The organism is Sphingobacterium populi, from assembly GCF_001586775.1.
In the GTDB taxonomy this organism is placed as follows: domain Bacteria; phylum Bacteroidota; class Bacteroidia; order Sphingobacteriales; family Sphingobacteriaceae; genus Sphingobacterium; species Sphingobacterium populi.
In genome coordinates this window covers 1-25471 of the sequence record NZ_LQXS01000006.1, presented here as the reverse complement: position 1 = coordinate 25471, position 25471 = coordinate 1, and the positions used below count along the sequence as shown (strand labels likewise).

At 42.3% G+C, this 25471-nt stretch carries 19 protein-coding genes and 2 pseudogenes; 11 read left to right on the top strand and 10 right to left on the bottom strand.

The features are described from left to right. Positions 1-9 precede the first annotated feature (9 nt). On the top strand, positions 10-561 hold the full coding sequence (hpt, locus tag A0125_RS13565) for a hypoxanthine phosphoribosyltransferase (protein WP_066757338.1): 552 nt from the start codon (positions 10-12) through the stop codon (positions 559-561). Positions 562-585: 24 nt separating this feature from the next. Here hpt and A0125_RS13560 read toward each other — a convergent pair. After that, positions 586-1154: pseudogene (locus A0125_RS13560) on the bottom strand (DNA-3-methyladenine glycosylase I). 102 nt (positions 1155-1256) lie between these two features. On the opposite strand from A0125_RS13560, the gene A0125_RS13555 reads away from it, so the two are divergent. From A0125_RS13555 to A0125_RS13545, 3 genes are all read left to right on the top strand, one after another. Beyond that, complete coding sequence (locus A0125_RS13555; protein ID WP_066757335.1) at positions 1257-2225, top strand: DUF4271 domain-containing protein; 969 nt, start codon at positions 1257-1259, stop codon at positions 2223-2225. A 14-nt stretch (positions 2226-2239) separates the two neighbouring features. Continuing rightward, positions 2240-3007 (top strand): uroporphyrinogen-III synthase, encoded by a 768-nt coding sequence (locus A0125_RS13550; protein WP_066757332.1) that lies wholly within the window; start codon positions 2240-2242, stop codon positions 3005-3007. A 183-nt stretch (positions 3008-3190) separates the two neighbouring features. Continuing rightward, complete coding sequence (locus A0125_RS13545; RefSeq protein WP_066757710.1) at positions 3191-4063, top strand: cupin-like domain-containing protein; 873 nt, start codon at positions 3191-3193, stop codon at positions 4061-4063. Between the two features lie 63 nt (positions 4064-4126). On the opposite strand, the gene A0125_RS13540 is transcribed toward A0125_RS13545, so the two are convergent. The 4 genes from A0125_RS13540 to A0125_RS13525 form a co-directional block, all read right to left on the bottom strand. Then, the gene (locus A0125_RS13540) at positions 4127-7054 is read right to left on the bottom strand and encodes a PD-(D/E)XK nuclease family protein (RefSeq protein WP_197464886.1); all 2928 of its coding nucleotides are present in this window, start codon (positions 7052-7054) and stop codon (positions 4127-4129) included. 35 nt (positions 7055-7089) lie between these two features. Next, positions 7090-7878, bottom strand: coding sequence for a hypothetical protein (locus A0125_RS13535; protein WP_156472555.1), 789 nt, complete (start codon positions 7876-7878; stop codon positions 7090-7092). Then, positions 7866-10451 (bottom strand): UvrD-helicase domain-containing protein, encoded by a 2586-nt coding sequence (locus A0125_RS13530; RefSeq protein ID WP_066757324.1) that lies wholly within the window; start codon positions 10449-10451, stop codon positions 7866-7868. The genes A0125_RS13535 and A0125_RS13530 overlap by 13 nt, the downstream gene beginning before the upstream one ends. Positions 10452-10616: 165 nt before the next feature. Beyond that, positions 10617-11891, bottom strand: coding sequence for an alpha/beta hydrolase family protein (locus tag A0125_RS13525; RefSeq protein ID WP_066757322.1), 1275 nt, complete (start codon positions 11889-11891; stop codon positions 10617-10619). Positions 11892-12169: 278 nt separating this feature from the next. Here A0125_RS13525 and A0125_RS13520 point away from each other — a divergent pair, with 278 nt between their 5' ends. Further along, positions 12170-12709 carry a 30S ribosomal protein S16 gene (locus A0125_RS13520; RefSeq protein WP_066757320.1) on the top strand — a complete coding sequence of 180 codons (540 nt, stop codon included), beginning with the start codon at positions 12170-12172 and terminating at the stop codon, positions 12707-12709. A gap of 107 nt (positions 12710-12816) precedes the next feature. Here A0125_RS13520 and A0125_RS13515 read toward each other — a convergent pair whose 3' ends face one another. Together A0125_RS13515 and A0125_RS13510 are read right to left on the bottom strand one after the other, a co-directional pair. Further along, positions 12817-13683: an alpha/beta hydrolase gene (locus A0125_RS13515; RefSeq protein ID WP_066757707.1), complete on the bottom strand. Its 867-nt coding sequence runs from the start codon at positions 13681-13683 to the stop codon at positions 12817-12819. 52 nt (positions 13684-13735) lie between these two features. Beyond that, the gene (locus A0125_RS13510; RefSeq protein ID WP_066757317.1) at positions 13736-14716 is read right to left on the bottom strand and encodes a hypothetical protein; all 981 of its coding nucleotides are present in this window, start codon (positions 14714-14716) and stop codon (positions 13736-13738) included. 309 nt (positions 14717-15025) lie between these two features. Here A0125_RS13510 and A0125_RS13505 point away from each other — a divergent pair, with 309 nt between their 5' ends. From A0125_RS13505 to pnp, 5 genes and pseudogenes are all read left to right on the top strand, one after another. Further along, positions 15026-15832, top strand: coding sequence for a DUF3575 domain-containing protein (locus A0125_RS13505; RefSeq protein ID WP_066757304.1), 807 nt, complete (start codon positions 15026-15028; stop codon positions 15830-15832). 103 nt (positions 15833-15935) lie between these two features. Next, positions 15936-16463, top strand: a complete 528-nt coding sequence (rimM, locus tag A0125_RS13500; RefSeq protein WP_066757302.1) for a ribosome maturation factor RimM — start codon at positions 15936-15938, stop codon at positions 16461-16463. Positions 16464-16524: 61 nt separating this feature from the next. After that, a complete protein-coding gene (locus tag A0125_RS13495) occupies positions 16525-17742 on the top strand; it encodes an acyltransferase family protein (protein ID WP_066757299.1) in 1218 nt (405 codons plus the stop codon). Between the two features lie 112 nt (positions 17743-17854). Continuing rightward, positions 17855-18132 (top strand): annotated as a pseudogene (gene rpsO, locus A0125_RS13490) (30S ribosomal protein S15). A 174-nt stretch (positions 18133-18306) separates the two neighbouring features. After that, positions 18307-20466: a polyribonucleotide nucleotidyltransferase gene (pnp, locus tag A0125_RS13485; protein WP_066757704.1), complete on the top strand. Its 2160-nt coding sequence runs from the start codon at positions 18307-18309 to the stop codon at positions 20464-20466. 76 nt (positions 20467-20542) lie between these two features. Here pnp and A0125_RS13480 read toward each other — a convergent pair whose 3' ends face one another. Both A0125_RS13480 and A0125_RS13475 read right to left on the bottom strand, forming a co-directional pair. Then, positions 20543-20863: a DUF493 family protein gene (locus A0125_RS13480; protein WP_066757293.1), complete on the bottom strand. Its 321-nt coding sequence runs from the start codon at positions 20861-20863 to the stop codon at positions 20543-20545. Between the two features lie 48 nt (positions 20864-20911). Beyond that, positions 20912-23158, bottom strand: coding sequence for a GH92 family glycosyl hydrolase (locus A0125_RS13475; protein WP_066757290.1), 2247 nt, complete (start codon positions 23156-23158; stop codon positions 20912-20914). Positions 23159-23311: 153 nt separating this feature from the next. Here A0125_RS13475 and A0125_RS13470 point away from each other — a divergent pair, with 153 nt between their 5' ends. Beyond that, on the top strand, positions 23312-24319 hold the full coding sequence (locus A0125_RS13470) for a LacI family DNA-binding transcriptional regulator (protein WP_066757701.1): 1008 nt from the start codon (positions 23312-23314) through the stop codon (positions 24317-24319). Positions 24320-24330: 11 nt separating this feature from the next. Here A0125_RS13470 and A0125_RS13465 read toward each other — a convergent pair. Beyond that, on the bottom strand, positions 24331-25471 hold a 1141-nt coding region (locus tag A0125_RS13465; protein ID WP_066757287.1), incomplete at its 5' end, for a methionine aminotransferase.

Genomic DNA, 25471 nt, shown 5'->3' with positions numbered 1-25471 from the left:
CCCATATGCATGAATAATCTAATAACGATTGACGATCTCGATTTTGAATTGCTAATCGACAATGATCAGATACGTAAGAGTACTCGTCTCATTGGTATCGATATCAATGTGAAGTACAAAGATAAAATGCCTGTTTTTATTGGCGTACTGAATGGTTGCTTTATGTTTATGGCAGATTTGTTAAAGCAGGTGACGATTCCGTGCGAGATGTCGTTCGTGAAACTTTCGTCCTATCACGGTACAGAGCAGCAAGATATCAAAGAATTGCTTGGACTAGAGATGGACCTTCGCGGTCGGCACATTATCATCGTTGAAGACATCGTAGATACAGGTAATAGCTTAAAACATACAATGGAGGCGCTAGAGAAGTTGGAAGTGCAATCTATCGCAGTTTGTACTCTATTGATCAAACCGTCATCTATGGAGCATGAGTTTGATAATATACTTTATACCGGTTTTGAGATCGAAAAAGAATTTGTTGTCGGCTACGGGTTGGATTACAACGGTATGTGCCGAAATCTTATGCATATTTACAAACAGATCCCGAGAGAAGAAGAGTAAAGATACCGCATAGCGCGATAGTACTTATTCTCTAAAAGAGCAATCTATAACATGATCATTCACCATGCCGACTGCTTGCATGTACGCATAGCAGATCGTGGTTCCAAAAAATTTGACGCCACGCTTTTTCAGATCTTTTGCGATAGCATCGGATATTGGTGTAGCCGCGGGAACTTCGATTAGGCTATGAAAATTGTTGATAATGGGACGATTCTCTGGCATGAACGAATAAAGATAGTGATAGAAGCTGCCAAATTCAGCTTGTATGGCTAAGAAAATCTGCGCATTGGTAATCGTACTTTTCACTTTTAGACGATTGCGAATAATGCCAGCATCCAACAGGATTTTTTCTACGTCTTCTTCGTTAAAATTCGCTACTGCCCGCGGATCAAAATCTGCAAATAACCGTCGATAATTCTCACGTTTGCGCAAATGGTGATCCAGCTCAGTCCTGCCTGTGCTGATTCCAGTACGAGGAATTCGAACAAGACACGATCATCTGTCACTACACGACCCCATTCCTGATCGTGATAGTCTTGGTATAACTTATCTTGGCCGCACCATCCGCAGCGAATATATTTGCCATCTTCCATCTTATTGGTGAAAATACAAGTTTCTTCCCAATATTTGCTATAAGTAGATCATCCGATTTATCTTTTGTCAATTCCCGATTAACTCTCTATTTTTACGACCACATGCAAATAAAAACTTTTTGGATTTCCTTTTTGGCGATGGTACTACTATTGCTCTCGTCTGTCTCCGCTAAGGCACAGCATTTTGATGTCGCGGAGGATTCTGTTGAGCGGCTGCGAGATAGTCTTCGGCAGGAATATCTACAAGATTCGATCCGACAAGTTTACGATACGCAGTACAGCGCTTTGATTTATGACAATCCGTATCGCGAAGGTTTTTTGGATCATCGTCTACGCCATGTCTTAACAAATGCTCCCGGCGAATGGTTAGTATGGGACGAATTTGTCGTTGTCGCGTCGTATCAAGATACAGTCGCCCAAGGAGTGAGTCGAGCACATCGCCCTTTATGGGTATTTGTTACCGCTATGATTCTTTTTCTATGTGTAGGAATTATACGTTTTATCTTTCCGGCAGAGTTTCATATCATTATCGACGCTTATTACCGAGAGCGTTTGCTACAACAGATCAGCAAGGAGGATAGCATAGCGACCTCTTGGCCTTATGTTTTTTTATACAGCATATTTAGTCTGGCCTTGGGCTTGTTTATCGTGGTGTATATGTCTGGATTTCGCGATGCGCATTTCCTTACGTTTGGCAATTATATGAGAGCATCCGGGTTGATAGCTATTCTCTTTATCCTGAAAATATTATTGGTGCGTTTTTTATCTTTTGTTTTTAGATTGCAGCGGCTCGTACGAGAATATATCACCGTTATTTATTTGGTATATTTTAATAGTGTATTATTTCTTTTGCCATTTCTGCTGTTTATTATACTCTCGCCGGCGGCTTATTTTAATATTATATTAATTCTATTCGTGGTATCGATATCTATTATGTTCATATATAGAGTTTTGCGAACTGTTTTGAATGTATTTGGTCAGACTCGGTTTTCGATATCCTATTTAATTATTTATCTTTGCACCTTGGAAATTGCTCCAATCCTATTGCTGATTAGAGCCCTGGGCAACTAAATAATTTCATATTTATGCAGATTGATGTAGAAAGAGCAAAGAAAGTAAAGAGCATACTAGTGACTTTGCCAAGACCTGAAAATGATAAATCTCCTTATTTCGCATTGGCGGAAAAATATAACTTAAAGCTCGATTTTCGTGCTTTTATCCACGTGGAAGGCGTTTCGGGTAAAGATGTAAAGAGGGATCGAATCAACTTTTCGGATTATACCGCAGTGATTTTTACTAGTAAGAACGCAGTCGACCATTTCTTTCGCGTATGCGAGGAGATGCGCTTTGAGGTATCAGCAGATATGAAATATTTTTGTATTACGGAAGCAATAGCGCTGTATCTTCAAAAGTATATACAGTATCGTAAACGCAAAATTTTCTTTGGAAAGCAAACCGCCAAGGATTTGGAAGATGTGCTGAAGAAGCATAATTCTGAAAAGTTTCTTTTCCCATGTTCGGATGTGGCCAATGAAGAAACACAAAATTGGTTGCAGGACAATGGATATGATTCAACTCCAGTCGTACTCTTCAAGACGGTCATTAGTGACCTGAACGATTTGAAAGAGGTTTTTTATGATGTCATCGTATTCTTTAGTCCGTCAAGCGTACAATCGCTCTTCGAAAACTTTTCTGATTTCGTGCAAAATAATACACGTATTGCAGCATTTGGTGCTACTACGCAACAGGCGCTGCTAGATCATGGTCTGATCTTAGACATACCAGCACCTACACCAGAAGCGCCTAGTATGACTATGGCTGTGGAACAATATATTAAAGCAGTCAATAAATAAGCGATTTGCTAATAACGTAAAAAGGATGACACGCAGTCATCCTTTTTTTAGTAATAGGGCTTCAGGATGCATATAGCATTTGTTTAGAATAATTCTGGTCACTTACACAATCCAATTGTGCTTGGGCTGATTTTTGTAGTGATTATTTTTTTATGTTTGTACTTATATAAAATAGGTGAGCTTGTGAAACTAAAACCCGTTGAAAGCATCTCAGGAATATCCTCCAAAGATTTTGTGAGGGATTATCTGAGCAAAGGTCAGCCTGTGCTGATCAAAGATTTTATAAGGAAAGACAGTCCTTGCTGGACCAAATGGAATTATGAGTATTTCAAAGAGATAGCAGGTAACGAAAAGATAAATGTGTACGGGCGTGAAGAAGAGGGGCAACAACATGCTGCCAGTCCGCCGATCGGACAGATGACATTTGGTGAATACCTTGACCTCATTCGTAAAGAACCTACGGAGTTACGTCTTTTTTTATTCAATCTGATGAAGATCAGACCTGAGCTAAAGAAAGATGTGCTTTTCAATGATGTTACTGGCGGGAAAGTGCTACAGTGGTTGCCTTATATGTTCTTTGGTGGCGAAGGCTCTGCTACGCGAAACCATTTTGATATCGATATGTCACACGTATTTATATCGCAATTTCAAGGTTCTAAACGTATTTGGGTGTTTCCCAATAATCAATCAGACCTAATGTACAAGTTGCCGTACAACTTTCACAGTATTGTTAATCTGAAAAATAGTGATCCGGAGAAATATCCAGGTTTAAAACTTTTGGATGGCTACGAAGCGGTAATCAACCCTGGCGATACGCTGTATATGCCAGCAGGTTGGTGGCATTACATCCAATACGAAACCGAAGGCTATTCGATCTCTGTAAGAGCATTAGCAAATTCTTTGTCAGAAAAAATCAAAGGAGCGCGCAATCTATTTGTGACTCGCTATTTTGACGATACCATGCGTAAAATCTTTAAAGATCGGTGGTTTAATTATAAAATAGATATGGCTCTACGCCGTGGCGAACGAGCTGTTCGCAAACGATTGAAAAATTGATATTTGATACAAAAAAGGCAAGATCATTGATCTTGCCTTTTTTGTATCAAATATCTTATCACATTATTCTTCTGCGTTTTCTTCCTCCGCTTGCTTGATACTATTACGGTAGAATAGCGTATACGGATCGCTCGGGTACACGTGCATATCTGCCTTATGCTTGAATGGAATGGCTGGATCGAAGATCTCTTCCAGCGTCTTGCGCAAAAAGCCGACAAAGGCTTCTTTTTGTTCGCGTAAATAATCGCCTTCCAATGCACCCATTTCTTTGCTGACGAATAGCGTACCATCTTCGCGCATACGGCGTGCGACATACAGATGCGGTTCTAAGTTGCGTAGCCCCGTTTTCTCCTCGAAAACATAGGTATAAAACAGCGTTTGGATCAGCGCTTTGTGAATATCGTTGGTGCCTTCGGTCAGCGCAAATACGGTTTCCGCACTTTCCTCGTCCGCTTTGTTCTTCGCTTTTTTGAAAGCCACTTTATCCGCGCCCGTTTTATAATCTACAATACGGGTCTTCACTTCACCATCTTGAGTAACGACCTCATCGATTCGGTCAATAATGCCGTATATCTTAATGTATTCGGTTTTTCCTTGCACCGTAATCGGGAAGTCGAAGTAATAATCCTCGCTATTTTCTAATTCGATAATGCGAAACGATTGGTACTGTTCAATATCGTATTCCAAATACATACGAATGTAGGCCGAAGCAATCTGCAGCATGATGCGCTGCAAGCTGTTCAGATCGGCTGCCGTATCGTACGTGGTGTGGTACTGATGGCCGATCTCTTGCACCACCATCGTCTCAATCTGTGAAATACTTTCTGCTAAGCGCTTGGTGGCCACAAAATCCTTCATTCCCCGATAGGGAGTGAAAATTTTTTCCATCACTTCGTGAATGATAGAACCCAGATTATTGATTTCAAACTCTTGAGATACCGAAGGTGGCTCTTTGATGCCGGCAATATGCTTCAAGAAAAATTGTAAAGGCGATTGCAGATAGGTCGTGAATCCAGTTGCCGAGATATGGCTGGTCTTATCGCGCAGGTAATTGTTATACAGATTTTTCCAGATTTCACCCGTTTTTTCAATAACCAATTCAGGTTCTTGCGCTGGGAAAGAAATGGGCTGCTGTTGTGTATGATGAACGATGTTGAATTGGCTCTCAAATGCCAATTGCTTAATAAAACGACTTTCCTCGCCCGAACTATTTTCATCCACAATGCTATTGTAAAACAAATGAATGGATTCGCTGTACTGAAAATGGCGGTAGAAAATATAGGCCGACAACGCATCTTGATTGGCCAGAATAGGCAATCCATAGGCACGACGCAGATTGTCGGGCAAGAAGGTTGGCGAGTTGGTTGTTTTTGGCAAAATGCCTTCGTTGGCACCCAAAATATATACATGATCGAAGTTGAGACTACGGCTTTCTAACAGACCCATAATCTGAACGCCTTGCAGCGGATCCCCTTCGATGGCAGTCGAGATCGGCATCAGCGCTTTCCGAATCAAGCCGATCTGAAAAGGAATATTCAATGGCCCAATTTGATCCATACCGAGTAAGAGCTGCTGTAGCACGCGCCGTGTTTCGAACAGCAAGGTATAATCGATCTGCAAGGCAATGCCCTCGCTGTTTGTCGATTCCTGCAGTTTTTCCAGCATCGTGATCATCGCCGGGATGAGCGCTTTAGATTCGGCGACCGGCGCGAAGAAATCTGGAACGACAGCACTGCTGATCTGCAAGACATCCAATCCTACTTCAAAAAGTTGCTTATCGAGTACTTCTTTCTGAATACTATTCTTTTGTTCACTGCCGATCCTGATCAGCGGATGGCTAAGGAAACTTTCAATAATGGGGTAGGGCAGTTTGTCCTTCTTGCGCCAACCTATTTCTTCCTGTACGGTGAGCCACAGATCGAGCAAACCGTACAAAGGCGATTGCAGTAACGGAAAACCAGTCGTGATATTCACCTTGATAGCAGGCAAACTTTGAAGGAGTGGCACGAGCAAGCTTTCGTCGGCCAATAAGATGGCGGATGATTTGCCATCTTGTTCGTTTTTCTCCAAGATTTGGTAAAGCAGTTTCGCTTGGCTTACACGCCCAAGCGCGGCATACAAATGGATATCATCACGCCGCTGTCCGATTACATGTGGAGCTTCGCCCAATGAATTGACCAGTTGGCTTATATTCCGTCGGATGAAAAGTCCAGCTTCCTGCATCGTATCTTCGACGTAGTAAGCATCGGTATCAAAGTAGAATAAAGCTTTGTCTTCGTCTTGCCATCGCTTGAATAAACTAGATTCGACGCGGTTCAATGCGTTAAACCCTACAAAAAGTACTTTTTTATAAGGAGCAATAAATTGCTGATTGGTAGCACGGCCTTCGGCCAATTCCCGATACAGCGTCGGATAGTTCGTTTGCTTTTCTTGCGCCAAACGCGCTTTGAAACGACTGTACAATTGCGGCAATCGCTTCCATAACTGTAAAAATCGCTGTTGTACACCCGTATGCCCAGCCATAGAGAAAGATTGCCAAAACTGCCGGATATATCCTTGTTGTTCTGGCGTGAGGTGCTGAAATTCTAAATCGATCTTTCCCGTATCATACAATTCAGTGTAAATCTGATCTACCGCCACCAATTCATAATCCAACTGACTGAAATCACTGAGAATCAGTTCGGCTATTGGATAAAACTCTTCGGGGCTTTCGGGGTCGCGACGTTCTTGTTGCAGCAGTTCGTTATGAATCTCATACAGGTAGAAGAATTGCCGTAAGGCGGAAGCATCGGTTTTGTCTGTCGCTTGTTTGAAAAACTCTTGAATGGTGAAGAACTGTGGCGACCAAATCGCTTGCCCGTATACTTCAGAAAGATATTTCTTGAGGTAGGTGATCGGACGTTTGTTATTGAACACGATGGCGATTTCGGAAAGATCCTGCCCGAATCGTTGTTGTATATCTTCGGCTACTAATTGTAGGAATGGCTTCATGAGATTGTCTGCTTTTAATGTGTGGCGTGGCATCGCTATACGACCTCCTGTAATTGATTAGAAATGGCGTAATACAAAAAGCCTTTCACGTTTTGATAACCCAAATTGCGCAGCGCTTGCATGTATTTGTCTACCTGCGCTTGATGGCCGACATAGTCGCCTTGCGTAAACTTAAAATCGAGCACGATCGTATCTGTAGCATTGGTAAATACCTTGTCCGGACGAATCGTTTCTCCTTCTTTGGTGATTATGCTCGACTCATTCCAGATTTTGTAATCCTGTGTGAGCCATTCGCTGATGCGCGGATGATGCCAAACTTGATAAATGTGCTTGCGCAATTCTTCCGTATCGTTTTTGGCTAATAATCCCTCTTCAATATATTGAGCGATTCGAGATTCTATCTCTGCTTCGCTCGCTACTTCAGATAGAATCTCATGTGCCATAATGCCATATTGTGCTGCTTTTTCCACTTGTGGTAGCGTAGCTAATGATCGGCGGTTGGATTTGCTCCAGGCTTGATCTAGTTCTGCGGAAATTGGATATTGGGAAATGCTGATGCTATTGCTTTCTGTAGAAATAGGAGCTTCAGTTGCTTTAGGGACGATCGGATCATGAATCTTTAGTTCCGCGTCTGCTACTGGAAATGGGCTAGTAGTGGTATCCAATACTTGGTACAGCGCGTCGCTGATGTATTCATCTTTAATTTCTAATCCGCTGATCTCGCCCGTCTTTTTGTCGACCGTCTCCTTGAAAAATGGCGCGGTGATGTACAGATGCTTGATGGCGCGTGTGGTGGCGACATAGCAGGTGTTCAGCGCGTCCATGTAATTGAATAGCATTCTTCGAAGTATTGCTTGTAGAAGAGTGACTGCCCTAAACTTGAGGTATATTTTAACGGAATTTTGCCCAATGCTTCGAATGGCGTGCCGTCGGCATCGATCCAAAAATCGCCTAACGCCATGCCGTCGAGTTTCCAAGCGGCAAATGGCAACATGACCACATCGTAAGCCAGTCCTTTCGATTTGTGCACCGTGGTCACTTCGATCGCATCGATCTTGCCACCAGAAGGCAGTACGGCGCGATGGCCATCTTCTTCCCAATATGTCAGAAATTGATGAATGCCGCGCTCGCCATTGGCCGAAAATCCAGCAACCAAATCTTTGAAAGCCAATAAATACGGGATATGCAGATTGTCCGGCTCGGTAAAGCCAAAAATTTCGATCAATCGCTCGATGAGTTGTACCAAAGGCAGCTTCGGCCATTGATCCCAAAACTCGATCAACTTAGATGGTAAGATCGCGTTTAAACGCTGTATGTCATTCTCCCGAAATAATAACCATTGATCTTGATCGAATGCTTCTTGGCGTTGCAGGATTTGGTAGAGATAAGCCATGTTGGCTTTGTGTACGGTGTGTTTGGCAGAATTATAGACTAAGGCGCGCAGCGTTTCGATGAAAAGCTGAATCGCATCGTTGGCCTGCAAGCTAAGTGCATCGCCAGAAATCACCTCAAAGGATAAATTGGTGTTTTGCTTATAAGCCATCAGGGCTTGGATCACATCTTGTGCTTCTTTATTTCTGCGTACCAAAATACCGATCTGATTGGGTCGGTATTTGCCCGAAGAAATCCATTCGCCGATCTGCTCACATAATTTTTGTGTTGCATCAGCCGCCACGCGGTTGCTGCGGTATCGGCCGTCTGTGACGGGCAAATAGACCAGATCAATTTCGCCTTGCGGCTTATCAGAACCTTGTTTTCCAGCAGGAACGTCTTGATGACTGTTTTCGTACGCTTTGATCAACATCTGGTCATTGCCAGATTGATGCCACCAGCATAAATCTTCTTCGATTAAAGCTTCTTGCACCTGTGCATTGAGTACTTGTTGCAGATGCGTAGGTAATCCTGCGTAGATGTAATTGTTGAATTGGATAATGTTGGGCAAGCTGCGGTAGTTCACGTCCAGCGTTTCGTTAGCGATAAAGCTCGGTTTGTCCTGCTCCGTCAAGTGAAATGCTGCTCCAACTTGTTCTTCCACTTGCTGCAGCAAAATGCGCCAGTCGCCATTGCGCCAGCGATAAATGCTTTGCTTCACATCGCCCACCACGAGGTGTTCGCTCAGCTGTCGATCGGCATTTCCCAACGCGTTGATGAGCAAAGGGCTGTAGTTTTTCCACTGCGTGCGGGAGGTATCTTGAAATTCATCAAACAGAAAATACCGAAAACGACTCCCAATCTTCTCCCAAATAAAAGTCGGATCGTTGTGCGCATCCAATCCGAGCTTGCTAAGCAATAATTGCGAATCGGAGATAAGCTGTGCGCTGTTTTCTTTGCGCCAGCGCGCCAATAGATCACTCATTTCTTTGAGCAAGCGCAAGAAATATAAGTTGGCCTGCACCGATTGATACGCCACGAAAGTTGGGAAGAGCTTTTCCAGTTCAGCCATGTTCTGTAGGACGGGATTGAATTGCGCCATTAGGTCATAACGTACTTGCTTTTGTTGGTCGGTGAAAGCATCTTCGTTATTGATCAGCTTGGTGTATCGCTCGATGGTTTTTTTAAGGTCGCTAGCTGACAGCTTATTGACTTGCGGGCGCAGTTTGCTGGCGGCAAATAGGGGATTGCGCGACTTCCCTTTCAATTCATCACTTTGTATTCCAGAAGCGATATATATATCTTGAAAGTGGCGGATGGCTTCGGCAAAGGCGTCGGTATAGCCTTTGGTCATGGTGGCGCTTTCCTGATTGAGGTTTTCGAAGACTTGGCGCGCATCGTTTTGCAAGATGTGGGCGTCAAACTCTTGGAAGTTTTCCGAAAAAATCAATCCAGCCAAGGATAAAAGTTGCTGGCGGTAATTCCAGTTTTCGTTATTAGCGATCTTTTTCTCGGCGTATTCGATGATCCATTCCAGTAAATCGGGACGATCATCTAACAATTGATTGAGCATCACGGTGAGTTCGGCCTTCACCTTATTAATATTCATTTCCACTTTGTAACCAGCATCCAGATGCAGTTCGTAGGTGAAACTGCGGATTACTTTTTGGGAAAATCCATCAATGGTACTCACGGTAAAATGGCTGTAATCATGCAATATCCTACGATATACACGATGTGCTTTTTCTTGGATCAGCGCTTCCGTCCATTCGGGCGATTGCGCTAGCAGGATGTTCCTAAAGTCGGCTATTTTACGATCTTGATGGCCTTCGGCCAATCCTTGCAGCACGGAAAGAATGCGCTCTTTCATCTCTGCCGTGGCTTTATTGGTAAACGTAACGGCCAAAATCTCCCGATAGCTATTCTCGTTGTGTAATAGCAGCGTGAGGTAATGGATAGTAAGGCTAAACGTCTTGCCAGAGCCGGCGGATGCTTTCAGAATCTTTAATGGAGGAACCGTCTTCATACCGTGAAGGTAACAACTACTGCTTGCATTTGGAAAAAGGTAATACTGCGATTCTAAGCTTTAGCGAACGGTTATTTCGTGCTGCTGCGAAATGCGCTAGCAGCAGCAGTAGATAATAATTATGGGGCGGTTTATCCCGCCCCATAATCATGTAAAATGGATGTACTACTGCACTTCCACGGTTGCGTTATTCAAAACAGTGAGTTTTGCGCTAAAAATGTAAGCCGAATCCTGGCGGTCTTTTGCTGTTTCTTCGATGATGGATTGCTTGCGATTCACTTTCCCTTTAAATAAAGTAGTGCCTTGGTAGCTTATGGTAACCTCTTCGTCCAGATTAACAACTTCGTCATTGAGGTAGATTGAGAGATTATCCGCGTAATTCTGGATAATCTGAATATGATTTCCCTCTTTCCGGATACGGATCGCTTGATCTTCCTTGTCGGCAACGCCAGGTTTAATCGTATCTTCATCGGAGATGCCGATCCAATAGAACCTGTTGTGCGGATGTACCGCATTCTGTACCCATACAATTTCATTTGGATAAGGGTTGCGAACGAAATTAGCCATAAATGGGATGGCGATCTTGTCTTGCATATTCATCCAGTGTGGTAGATCGTCAAATATATTTACTTGATGAATGTATTGTCCGGGATGTTCTTTTGCGAGTTCATACAATCGTATTTTCCACTCCGCAGCCAGTCCAGCGCGATTAAAAGGCGTATCGCGACCACCCATATTGAGTGCAAATCCGATGTTGTTTAAGTTGAGTGGCGTGATCTCGCCTGGATGTCCGGCGCTCATGCTGGCTGCTGCCCAGTAATCTGCCATGCGCGAAGCCAAACGATAAACGCCATCGCCTCCGGCGGAATAACCCATAATATATACTTTGTTGGGGTTTACGTCGGCGAATAATACGGCGGCCTGAATGCTCTTCTTTAATAAATCATCCATCTCCTGTTGAAACCACATATTCCAGTCGTTGACGGGTGCACGCGGTACAATCACCACACCTTCTGGAATGTTATACATCTTCGGTTGGTCACTTGTCATCCTGATTTGGTTTTTCCATTGTCCATCATTTACTTCCGCAGGTGCGTTGCCACCGCCATGCAGAGAGATGTACAAGCTACGGCCATCCGCAGGCTTATCACCGTAGGTTTCTGTTGCAAATGGCATTATCTTATCCCCTGCGGTGAACTTTCTATCCTGCCATGGAGATTGAAGCTCATTAGTAAGCTGGGCGCGCACGATACTATCTGAGGCGATTTGTAGCGCTTTTGCTTCTTCGCGGCTCAATCCTTTTGAGGTAGCGTTGGCAAAACCATTTAGCTTTGATTGCACGTCGGATGAAGCAAGTCCTTGGACGGCTCGCTGACTACAGCTAAACAGTAGGAGCGATGATGCCAAAGACAAGTAGGTCATTGTTTTGATTAATTGCATGGTAGATTATTTGGTTGGTTTTTGTTGATGCTGTAAAAATAAATATTTATTTCATTTGTAATATGCTATTTATAGCCTTGACCGATGTTTTGGAAAATAAATGCCAAGAACATTTTAATAATGTGCGAATCAGGCAGTAATGCGACGAATTATGTTGGAGCAAGCTGATTTAAGGATGTTAAAAATCATTTTGTCTTTACCAATCAAATAGTTACCTTTGCGTCCCCTCTTGTGATAAGCTCGGGGGATATGTTGAATACATAAATAATTAAAAGAAAATGGCAACTAAAATCAGATTGCAAAGACACGGTAAAAAAGGAAAACCTTTTTACTATGTAGTAGTGGCAGACTCTCGTGCTCCACGTGATGGTAAATTCATCGAGCGTATTGGTTCGTACAACCCTAACACTAACCCAGCGACTATCGTATTAGATTTCGAAAAGTCATTGGATTGGATCAATAAAGGTGCACAACCTACAGATACAGCTCGTGCTATCCTTTCTTACAAAGGTGTTTTGTATAAAAAACACTTGCAAGGTGGTGTGAAAAAAGGTGCTTTTGACGAAGCTAAAGCAGAAGAACTTTTCGCTACTTGGTCTGAAGGTAAAGAATCTCGTATCGAAGGCAAAAAGTCTACATTGGCTTCATCTAAAGATGAAACTAAGAAAGCGGCTCTAGCAGCAGAAGCGAAGAAAAAAGAAGAAAAAGCAGCGGCTATCGCAGCTAAAAATGCACCTGTAGCTGAAGAAGCTCCTGCAGAAGAGGAAGTTGAAGCAGCTGAAGGTACAGAAGAAAACACAGAAGAGACTGAAGGATAATTTCAATTTCTAATGTATTCAGAAAAGCCGATCCCGTAAAGGATCGGCTTTTTTTTGTGACTAAGATGTACGTTTTTGACAGGTTTTCCGTGTAGCGTTTTTGATTTCTATTGTTTAAAGTTGCGAGATACAAATGGTAGGCAGTAATATAATGCAGAATGCCAATAAAGCGCATCGTGAGCACCATCTCTTATTCGGAATTCAACAGGGATATTTGCCTTTCGCATGGCACGAAAAAAATCGATGTTAGTATCCAATAGAAAATCATCATCGCCACAATCAACAAACCACTTAACAGTCCTCAATTCTTCTTTTTGTTTTTCTGTAGCATTGATTACATAATCTACACAACTGTTTTCGATTACCGACTGTGACAGCAAGGTGAACTTGTTTTCCTCTTTGGGAGGAGTTGAATTATCTGGCATAGACATTAATGCACTCATCGCATAAACGGAGCTATACATATCTGCATGACGTTGCCCGTAGCTGGTACTGCCACCGCCGCCCATCGATAATCCAGCAATTGCTCTGTTCTGTTTGTCGCCAATTACGCGGTAAGTGCTTTCTATATGCGGTACAAATTCTTTGTAAAAGAATTGTTCGTAATTCCACCCTGGCATATCAAAATAGCCATTCCACTCTGTTTTAGGGTCGCCACCTGCATTAGGACTTACAATAATCATGTCTACTGATTCGCCACTAGCTGCGAGTTGATCTTGTACTTCACGTACATCATATTTTTCGAACCACGTGGTGTTTACTCCAGATAGTCCGTGTAAGATATACAGAATAGGGTATTTTTTCTGAGGATTATGCACATAATCTTTGGGCAAGTAAATGGTGTACGCCCGGTCTGCGTTCAAAATTTTGCTATGGATCGTTTTAGTTTCTACTGTACTTTTTGCTTCCTGATTTTGGGCGCGAGCACCAATTGCGACATTAAAAAGAAGCAGCAATAATAGGTTATATTTCATGGCTAAAATAGATTGTGGTATCTGTAAATATAGCAAATTTTGTGCTGGCTTCTTAGTCCGTATGATCGACATTATTTGATTCGGCTATACTCACTATCGGCGTATTGGATTCAATGATAATAGTGGTATGGATCGGTAATATTTGTTTCCAAACTCCAGATATATCAAAACGATCATTAGAATCTTCATTTTGGATAGTAAATATGTATTCGCACGTGCGTTCTACATACGTCATCTTGCCGCTTAGTTGCAGCTTTCTGTACGGATCGACATCAAAATGCGTGCGCGAGCCATTCTCATCCAGATAGGATGTTTGCGTAGTGCCTTCTTTGTATTTTACTGGTGGCGACCATCGGCTGCCGCCTTCAACTGCTAACTCTTCCATAAATAGCATAGAATCTTGCTCGCTTCCAAGCCATGCAAAAGCACCGTAATCTTCGCTTTCAAATGTCGATGAGTGCTTTACATTTTGAAATATTTGCTCTGTCGCCATGCTCTTCACTTCTGATGAGCCGTTGATAAGTTGTAATGGGGAGCACTCATGATCACTTGTATACTCCTTTCGCAGATTTGTGAGCTCTTTAATCTTTTTACCTACAATTCGGTAACGCGATGCTCGATGTTGTGTGATCTTTAATTCCTCTTTTTGCCCGTTAGCATCTAAGCCAATACGAACCGTTCTGGGTGTCTGCTCAAAATTTTCTTTTAATCTTAGAAATAATGCAGCACCATTATCTGATTTGGCCATGCTCAACCAACCGTTGGCAGCGTATATCGTGTCCAAACCGTCTAATCTCAAGGCTTGACCATTACTATCCACTACATCTGATTGTGTGTCTTCGAGCTTCACATAATCTACAACCCAAGGCTCGCCAGATATTTTGATATGTGTAGCCAGGCCGCTGCTGATGGAGAAGTTCTTATAGTTTTCCGGCACTATCTCAAGCTTTGGAGTTTGCTTCTGGCAGGCCAAGAGCGTAATACTGGCAAGAATGAATAGGAATAAGGTGTGTCTAAAATGCTGTAGATTCATAATGAGTTATTGGGTAGTGTGTTATATGCCGAGTGAATGTGAATGGCTGCGCTTAAATATATAAAAAAAAATTATGAAGATATTTATAGTCAGCTTGTAAGTCATTTTGTTAAGGTAAGATAGGTGTAGTTAGGAATTTTCAATTTCAAAGATATTATGACATATCAATTTGCAGTGATATTTGAAACCGACTTACATAAGTTCTAACTATTAGCGGCGCGATGTTACATATTGAAGTTAGTAATCGGACGCTTGTTTATTTTAACTTAAATTTACACAGGTATTTAATTAATCAATATTTTATTTTTTTTGAATTTATTTTTATTTAAAGATGATGTTTTACGATGGATATTATTATTTAGTGCATTGATTCCATCGTTTGGTATTGCGCAGGAGCAGGATGATTTTGATGCGCAAAATCTTATCAAGCTTAATGCGCTACCCTTGGCGTTTGGCAAGTTTGCAGTAGAGTATGAACATTCGGTTGTAAACCGTATTTCTGTCGGTGTAGAAGTCGGATTTTTCCCAAAAAGTCGACTTCCTTTTAGATCTATTATAGCTAGAAGACCTAGTGATAGCGCCGTTCAAGATCTTATTAGAAATTTTCAGAATTCTGGTTTTTCTGTGGCTCCCGAAGTACGATTTTATATCTCCAGTCGCGAGCGCCTTACAGGTTGGTATGTGGCGCCATATTTTCGGTATGCGACCTATAACGCTATGACGCCTTATGCATTCGAAGTTAGCCAAGAGTTTATGGGTCAAGTGGTGTATGAGCGGTCAGACGTGATTCCGATATCAGGTAGAGTAGATTCTTTTGTGGGTGGCGTGTCTATCGGAGCAAACTTTAAACTTGCTGACCAATGGTTTTTGGACTGTAGAATTATCGGTCCGGGATATGGAAGTGCAAAGGGAGATTTTGTTGGGAATATACAACTGGAAGAGTTTGAACAGCAAGTATTGCGCGAAAGACTTGCCGATCTTCGGCAGGATCTGCACGACTTTACAATCCCTATTCATATAGCATCTGAAGTTAGTAGCGACGGCTTAACAATTAACGTGCAACGTAGTCCTTGGGCTACGCTTCGAGCCGGATTATCTATAGCTTACCGATTTTAGATTGTCGTCTGCAGTTGTGTATCAATTAATGATTCTTTCTGACATTGTTGAAAGGTTTCCTTTAATCTAACTATATCTTAAAACATCTGCGTACTTTTGTACTATGACTATTGATGAATCTTTCTACATAGGGTATATCTCTAAAACACGAGGACTTAAAGGTGAATTGCAATTCTTTTTTGAATTTGAGGACTATAAAGAATTGGATTTTGATGTGCTTTTTGTAGAGATCAACAAAAAGTTAGTTCCCTTCTTTGTCGATCAAATAAAAGTACAAAGCAATAGTACCGCGTACCTAAACCTGGAGGATGTGGATCATATCGATAAGGCACAACCACTCGTGCGTAAGAAGGTGTATCTACCAAAAGATAAAATGCCGGTGCGCGATCCAGATGATTTTCGATATACTGATCTTGTTGGTTTTGAAGTGATGGATAATCAGGAAGGCAAACTTGGAATTATTACCGGAGTGCAGGAATTGCCACAGCAACATATTGCCACGGTAGATATGGGAGGAAAAGATTTACTGTTTCCACTTACGGAGCAGTTGATCGTGAAAGTCGGTAAAGACGAAAAATTACTGGAGGTAACCCTACCAGAAGGATTAGTAGCACTGTATCGCGAGCTGTAGTAAAGATCCTCCATTTTTTATGGAGGATTTGTTCTATATTTAGCGGATCTAACCTGATATAATGACGCTATCCACCCGTTTCTATTCCTTGGATATTTTTCGAGGCGCTACTGTCGCGTTGATGATTCTTGTCAATAATGCTGGCAATTGGGCACATAGTTTTGCTCCTTTACGCCATGCTGAGTGGCATGGATGTACGCCGACCGATTTGGTTTTCCCGTTTTTCTTATTTGCCGTGGGCAATGCGCTGGCACTAGTTATGCCGCGTTTGCAAGCAGCAGGCGAATCGCAATTCTGGAAGAAGGTGCTCCGAAGAAGTTTGCTTATTTTCTTGATCGGACTGGGTTTAAATTGGTTTCCATTTGTCGCGTGGTCTGCCGACGGCTTGACCCTCAAAACATGGGTACAATCGACCGATGCTACGCAAGGAATTCGAATTTTGGGTGTTTTGCAGCGCATTGCTATCGCTTATTTGGGAGCTTCGGTACTTGCTTACTATATGAAGCCAAAGGTTTTGATCTATACTTCTGCGGCGTTGTTGTTTATTTATTGGTTGTTGTGCATATACTTCGGTGAGGGAGATCCTTATATGCTCACAGGATGGTTTGGTACTGATGTCGATAAAGCGGTGCTTGGCGTTGCGCATATGTACAAAGGTGAAGGCGTGCCTTTTGACCCGGAAGGTATTGCGAGTACGCTGCCTGCAATAGTACAAGTTGTTTTTGGATTTCTGACAGGCGAATTTATTCGTCAGCACGGTACAGTATCTTGGCTTTGGAAGGGTTTGCCCGTGTCGAAAGAGCCTTTTTTTAAAACTATTGCCGGGCTGATGGTTGGCGGATTTATCGTATTGATATTGGGGTGGATCTGGTCATTGGGTTTTCCAATCAATAAAAAAATATGGACAAGCTCATATGTACTTTACACCAGCGGCTTGGCTATACTGACGTTGGGTAGTGTAATTTGGTACACGGATCTGCAAGGTGCACGCAATATCTTCACCCGCTTCTTTGACGTATTTGGGAAAAATTCGCTTTTTATTTTTGTGCTGAGTGGAATGTTGCCACGGATCTCCGGACTCATTAGAATAGCGCAAGGTGTAAACGAGCAAGGAAATGTTGTTTACACAACACCTTTAGCTTGGTTTTACCAAAACGTATGTGCCCACGTGCCGGGACCTCCCGAGGTCGGATCCTTTTTTTACGCGTTGTGTTTTTTGCTACTGATGTGGTCGATATGTGCGATCCTAGATAATAAGAAAATCTATATAAAAGTATAGTTGGGCAGATTGCATGTAGATGCCGTCAAACATGTTGTTGTCTATTTGTAATAGATTCAGTACCTTTGCAGGCAATTAACAATTTTTATTTACGCTTTTATATTATTCAAGAATGTATTTAAGTAAAGAGTACAAAGCAGAAATCTTCGCAGAATTCGGAGGTGGAGCAACAAACACAGGTTCTGCAGAAGGACAAGTCGCTTTATTTACTAAAAGAATTGCTCACTTAACTGAGCATTTGAAAAAAACAGAAAAGATTTCAATACGCAGTTTGCCCTACAAAAATTGGTAGGTAAACGTCGTTCATTGTTAGCTTATTTGCACAAGAAAGATATCGAAAGATACCGTGCGATCATCAAAGACTTAGGTCTACGTGAGATCATCAAATAAGTTTTAGTAAAAACAAGATTAAAGCCATCCGATTTATCGGATGGCTTTTCTTTTTGTGCACACTGTAGAAAATTGAATAAGCTAACGATATTTAGTGTACCTTTGTGCTGAAATAAAAAGTCTTAGTATTTTCGGTATGTCGCCATGATGAAAACATACCATAATGAACACAAAATGAGTTATAACGAAATTAAAACAACTATCGATATGGGCAATGGGGCTCAGATCGAACTTTCTACCGGAAAGTTGGCCAAACAGGCAGACGGATCAGTAGTGTTGAAACAAGGAAACACCATGCTGTTGGCAACAGTGGTGTCTGCCAAAGAGGCAAAACCAGGAGTGGATTTTCTTCCATTATCTGTAGATTATCAAGAAAAATATGCAGCTACCGGACGTATACCTGGTGGTTTTTTACGTAGAGAGGCAAGATTGTCTGATTACGAGGTATTGATATCTCGTATCGTGGATCGTGCGTTACGTCCATTATTCCCTGAAGATTATCACGCAGATACGCAGGTCATGATTTCTTTGATCTCATCAGACAAAGAAGTGATGCCAGATGCATTAGCAGGTTTAGCAGCTTCTGCTGCGATCGCGGTATCGGATATTCCGTTCAACGGACCTATTTCAGAAGTTCGCGTAGCAAAAATCGATGGCCAATTGGTGATCAACCCAGTACGCTCTGAATTAGAAAAAGCAACTTTAGAATTCATCGTAGCCGGATCAGCACAAGATATCGTGATGGTAGAAGGCGAGGCGAATGAAATCTCTGAAGCAGAAATGGTAGAGGCAATTGCTTTTGCACATGACGCAATCAAGAAACAAGTAGCAGCTGTCGTAGCATTGGCAGAGCAAGTGGGCAAAACGGTAAAACGTACTTATAGCCACGAACCGACCAATCCAGAATTGCGCGAAGCGATCTTCAAAGCTACATACGAGCAAGTATATGCTGTCGCAAAATCGGGTTCTTCTAAGCACGATCGTTCGGAGCAGTTTGCTGCTATCGGCGCTGCATTCTTCGAAACATTGGGCGAAGAAGTAGATGCAGATACGGCTTTCTTAGCTAAAAAATATTTCCACGATGTACAGTACGATGCTGTACGTAACCTTTTGTTGGATGAAGGTATCCGCTTGGATGGCCGTAATTCTAGAACGGTTCGCCCGATCTGGACAGAAGTAGATTACTTGCCTGCGGCTCATGGTTCAGCGGTATTCACTCGTGGTGAAACGCAATCGTTGACTTCCGTTACTTTAGGAAGTAAAGACGACGAGCAAATGATTGATGGAGCATTCATCAATGGTTACAATAAATTTATCTTGCATTACAATTTCCCAGCATTCTCTACGGGCGAAGTAAGACCAAACAGAGGTCCAGGCCGTCGTGAAGTTGGTCACGGTGCTTTGGCAATGCGTTCATTGAAGCAAGTGTTGCCTGCACAAGATGAGAACCCATATACGATCCGTATTGTATCTGATATTTTGGAGTCAAACGGTTCGTCTTCTATGGCTACTGTGTGTGCGGGTACTTTAGCATTAATGGATGCTGGTGTTAAAATTAAAGCTCCAGTATCAGGTATTGCAATGGGATTGATCTCGGATGAGAAAACAGGAAAATATGCGATTCTTTCGGATATCTTGGGTGATGAAGATCACCTAGGTGATATGGACTTTAAAGTAACTGGTACGGCAAATGGAATCGTCGGTTGCCAGATGGACTTGAAGATCAATGGTCTGAAATGGGAGGTGTTGACACAAGCATTGGATCAGGCAAAAGAAGCTCGTCTTCACATCTTAGGTGAGATGAATAAAACATTGACTGCTCCACGTGAAGATTACAAATCGCATGCGCCTCGTTTGGTATCGATCACGATCGATAAAGAATTTATTGGTGCTGTTATCGGACCAGGTGGTAAAATCATCCAAGAAATGCAACGTGAAACTGGCGCTACGATCTCTATCGAAGAGGTGGACAACAAAGGTATCGTACAAGTATTCGCGGACAACAAAGAAGCGGTTGATGCTGCCTTAGGCCGTATCAAAGCCATTGCTGCTAAACCAGAAGTTGGTGCAGTTTATGAAGGTAAAGTGAAATCTATTATGGCTTTCGGTGCTTTCGTAGAGATTATGCCAGGGAAAGATGGTTTATTGCACATCTCAGAGATCGACTGGAAGCGTCTGGAAAATATGGACGGCGTATTCACCGAAGGTGAGATCGTAAAAGTGAAACTATTAGATGTGGACAAACAAGGTAAGTTGAAGCTTTCTCGCAAAGCATTATTGCCACGTCCTCCACGTGATGAAAAACCAGCGGCCCCTTCTGCACCAGCAGAATAGGTAAGGTTGGATTGCTCAATACAAAAAGGGCTCGCTATTTTAGCGAGCCCTTTTTGTATTCTTTATGATGTGTTCATTACAGCATCATAACCGATTCGATCTGTGATACCAGCTTGTAGTAATTCACCACCTCGTCGGCCGAGTTGACATACGTTTCGACAGTGATGGATTTGTATTTGCCGCCACTGGATTCCTTGAATGTAAACTTTGAACTCGTGTGTTTGAAAATATCACGAATTTCAGGCTCCTTGTCTAAGGCGCTTTTCACGATAAACTTAAACTTATATACGGAAGGAAATTGCTCGACATCGAGCAATTTCTCCTTAAAATTTTGATAGAAATCTTTATCATTTCCATCTTCCATATCCTGGACGTTGATGTTGCTAAAATCTGACATATATAATCCTTTCTCCTTGTTTAGCAATAAGTATACCTATCTTTTGGCTTATTTACCAAACTTTTTGTTTGGTTTGCCGCTCATTTCTAGCTCCAACTTGCCACCTTGTATTAATTCTTCGTGGGTGATGTATGTACGTGTAAGTGCTTTGCCATTTAGTTTCGCTGACTTAATGTAGATATTAGCGTCGCTTTGGTTTTTTGCATCGATTACGAAGGTGTTGCCATTTGGTAGGTTGATCGCAGCATGTTTCATTCGTGGAGATCCGAGCACATATTCGCCGCTCATTGGGTTCGCTGGATACAATCCCATAGATGAGAACACGTACCAAGCACTCATTTGTCCGGCATCGTCATTTCCACACAAGCCATTTGGCGCTGATGTATAGTTTTGCACCATCGCTTCGTTGACCAATTTTGCTGTTTTCCAATGTTCGCCAGCCATTGCGTATAGATAAGGAACATGATGATTTGGTTCGTTTCCTTGAGCATATTGGCCGATCAATCCAGAGATATCTGGCGATGCATTGTCCAATTCTTCCGGCAAGTTGATAAACTCATCCAAGCGATCAATAAAAGCTTTTTTGCCACCAAGTAGATTGGCCAAACCATCAACATCGTGTGGTACTAACCACAAATATTGCCATGCATTGCCTTCACAATAGTCGTTTTTACGGTGCTCAGCCATCAATGGATCGAATGGACGACGGAAATCACCATTGGCATAACGACCTACAAAAAAGCGTTCGTCTTTGTCAAAATAGATTTCGTATAGTTTCGAACGTTTTTTGAAGTATTCGGCATCCTCAGTTTTGCCTAATTTCTCGGCAATGCGGTATACGCCATAATCGGCAATGGCGTATTCCAATCCCCAAGCCACCGATTCATTGTCCATGCTATCGATCGGAATAAAGCTCAATTCGCGTACGAATTTCAAACCATAGTCGTCGCCCATTGCAGTGGTTTTTACCGCTTCCCACAACAATTCGTGGTCTTTTTCGTCCACTAATCCTTTTAGGAATGCATCGGCAATAATTGGAATAGCGGGTAAGCCGACCATAGTATTAGTCTCATTTGCCCAAAGGTGCCATACCGGCAATTTGCCTTGTTGCTGATAGATTGACAAGAAAGTCTTGACGAAATCTGAGGTCACTTTTGGCTTTTCCAAAATAGTCATTAATGGGTGCAATGCACGGTAAGTATCCCACAAAGAGAAAATCGTGTAATTCACAAAATCTGCATTGCGGTATACTTGCTTGTCGGTACCCATATAATCGCCATTGTGATCGTCAAAGATCGTAGGAGCGAAGTAAGAGTGATACAAAGCGGTATAAAATACTGTCTTCAGATCATCGGTACTCTGGTAATCGATCTTGCCGAGCGTGGTATTCCATTTTGCATCAGCATCAGCAGTTGCTTCTTTAAAATTCCAGTTCGGGATTTCTTGCGCAATGTTATCCAATGCATTTTCGGTACTCACGGGCGAAAGTCCTACTTTCAATTCGATGGTATTGTCTTGTGCGGCATCAAAGAAAAGAGCCGCTTTTATTTCGAGGCCTTTGTAGGCATTGTAGCCTGTTTTAGCTTTATCGCCGTCAAAGAATTTTACCTCTTTGATCGGTCTTGATGTTTTGATCGCGAAATATACTTTTTGATCGGTAGCCCATCCTGATGAGAAGCGGTAACCTACGAATGTCGTTTCGTCGATCTGTTTCAAATACGTATCTGTGGCTTTGTCCCAATTCATGCGAAAGCCCAGATCTACTAAAAGGTGCGCATTATCGGTATTGTCATATACATATTGGTGATAGCCCACGCGCTCTGACGCCGTCAAATTAGCTTTGACCTTGTAATCGTCTAGGTACACGCTGTAAAAACCGGGTTTTGCGATCTCGTTCTCTTTTTTGAAGTGAGAGCCATAGCCGGTGTGCATTTTGTCAAATTCTGCTGGTTTTAAATGCAGTTGGCCCGTTGCGGGCACCACCATAATATCATTCAGATCACCAATACCGGTGCCGCTAAGGTGAGTATGTGTAAATCCGAGAATATCTTCGCTTTTATAATTATAGCCACTGCACCAGTCCCAACCGTTAAATTGATCCCAAGTTTGCGCGATTTGTGTAGGTCCGAGTTGTACACCGCCAAAAGGTACGTTTGCTCCCACAAAAACGTGCCCGTGCTCGGCAGAGCCAATAAATGGATCGACAAAAGCAGTCGGCTTTTGCTGTGCTTGCGCAGTCGATGCGACTACGATAGCCAAAATGAATTTAGTTTGTTTAATTAGTTTTCTTAACATCTGTGTTTAGGAATATTGAATATGTAAATCTACGAAATTTATATTGACCACTATTAAAACCTTTTAGCAAAAATGGTGGCGTCGGAATATCATGATGTGCTAAAATTTTTGCTAAAAAATCTATATTTTAGGCAAAAAATAACCCTAACAATTATGAGCAAGAGAATCCTGATTAGTGATATTGCTAAATCACTAGGCGTTTCTGTCACTACCATTTCTTTTATATTGAACGGCAAAGCCAAAGAAAAGCGGATAAGTGACGCATTGACCAATCGGGTGTTGGAGTACGTGAAAAAAGTGGGGTATAAGCCCAATCAATTGGCGCAAAGCCTACGTACCGGGCAAACAAAGATTTTAGGATTGTTGGTCGAAGATATTTCCAATCTCTTTTTTGCTAATATTGCTAAGCATATCGAAGAATTTTCGTACGCAAGCGGCTATCACCTGTTGTACTGTAGTATGGGTAATGATACGGTAAAAGCTAAGGAGCTGATTCAGCTGTTTTATGACCGGCAGGTAGATGGGTTTATCATCACGCCGACTGAAGGACTTGAAGATGTTGTTGCGTTACTGCTAAAAAACAAAGTTCCTGTCGTGCTTTTCGATCGCTATATTCCGCAGGTTGAGACCAATTATGTGGTGTCTGATAATTTCAATGGCGCCTTTCGTGCTACGAAACATTTGTTGGAAAATGCGGACAACCGTCGTATAGGTTTTGTGTCGTTGTATTCTGATCAAACGCAAATGCGCGATCGTATGGATGGATACATGAAAGCGCTGGACCAATACCAGCGACAAGCCTATATCAAAAAAATTCAAATTGACGAACAAGAGGATGTTGCCATAGCGCAGATTTTTGAATTTATTGAAGATAATAAGTTGGACGCGGTGTTATTTGCAACCAATTATTTGGCGATTACAGGGCTTAAGGTTCATAAGAAATATGGAAAGCTCCCGGCGATGGTTGCTTTCGATGATCATACCTTATTCAAATTGCACGAACCTTCCATCTCGGTCGTGTCCCAACGAATTGAGACCATTGCCGAAGAATTGGTGAAAGTTTTGCTAAGACAGATCCGTAACCCGCAAGCCGATGTAAAACATATTGTAGTGCCATGCGATCTGAAGATCCGAGATTCTTCTACAGCTAAAAGCAACTAAGAAATCGCTATTTAGACCGCATTCAGTATCTGGATCGCGCGCAGCAGCGTTTCCTCTTTTTTAGCAAAACATAGCCGAAGCGTTTGTTGTTCTTTGGCATTTTGGTAAAATGGTGCTAAGGGGATAAGTGCTACGCCTTGCTTCTCGATCAATTCTAAGGCGAAGGTCATTTCTGGTTGATCGCTGATCGCTTTATAGTTGAGTAATAGGAAATAGGTGCCTGATGATGGTGTCATTTCGAAACGGGAAGAAGCTAATCCTGCTATTACCAGATCCCGTTTTTTCTGCATAAACAAAGAGAGCTCGTGATAATAGTTTGGGTCATCTAAGTACGCTGCAATGGCATGTTGCATGGGTGTATTCACACTAAAAACATTCTGTTGGTGTACTTTTCTAAATTCCGCCGTTAGCGCAACGGGAGCGATTGTATAGCCTAATTTCCAGCCTGTGCAGTGCAGGAGCTTGCCAAAGGAGGCAATGACAAAGCTGTGTGCACGAAGATCTTCGAATAATACAGCCGATTGATGTTGCTTCTCATCATAAATCAAATGTTCGTACACTTCATCACTAAGAACAAATAGTTCGTGTTGCACTACGATCTGTTGTAGTTGCAAAAGATCTTCTTTTGTCCACACTGTGCAGCTCGGATTGCCTGGGTTGTTGATAATAATAAGGCGCGTGCGATCTGTTACGCAATCGGCAACTTCCTGCCAATCCACCGCGAAGTGTGGCGCGGCTAGCGCTATTTCAACCACTTTCCCGCCAAAAAGTTCGACGGTTGGGCGATAGCAATCGTAGGCCGGTTCGAAGATAATGACCTCATCACCCGGATGGATTAACGTAGCAATGGTGGTAAATATGGCTTGCGTAGCACCATTTGTAATTGTTATCTCCTTTTCAGGATCAATATTTATTTGGTAGAAACTTCGGTATTTCTCAGCAATGCGTTCGCGTAATAATGAAAGACCCGGCATTGGCGCGTATTGGTTAGCTTGATGATGCATAGCAGAAGTTACTAAATCCACTAATTTTGGATCAACCGGGAAGTCTGGAAAGCCTTGTGCCAGATTAATCGCCTGATGTTTTTGCGCCAGGGCGCTCATTTTAGAAAATATATTGACGCCTTGCTGAGGCAACTTAGAATTCCATTCA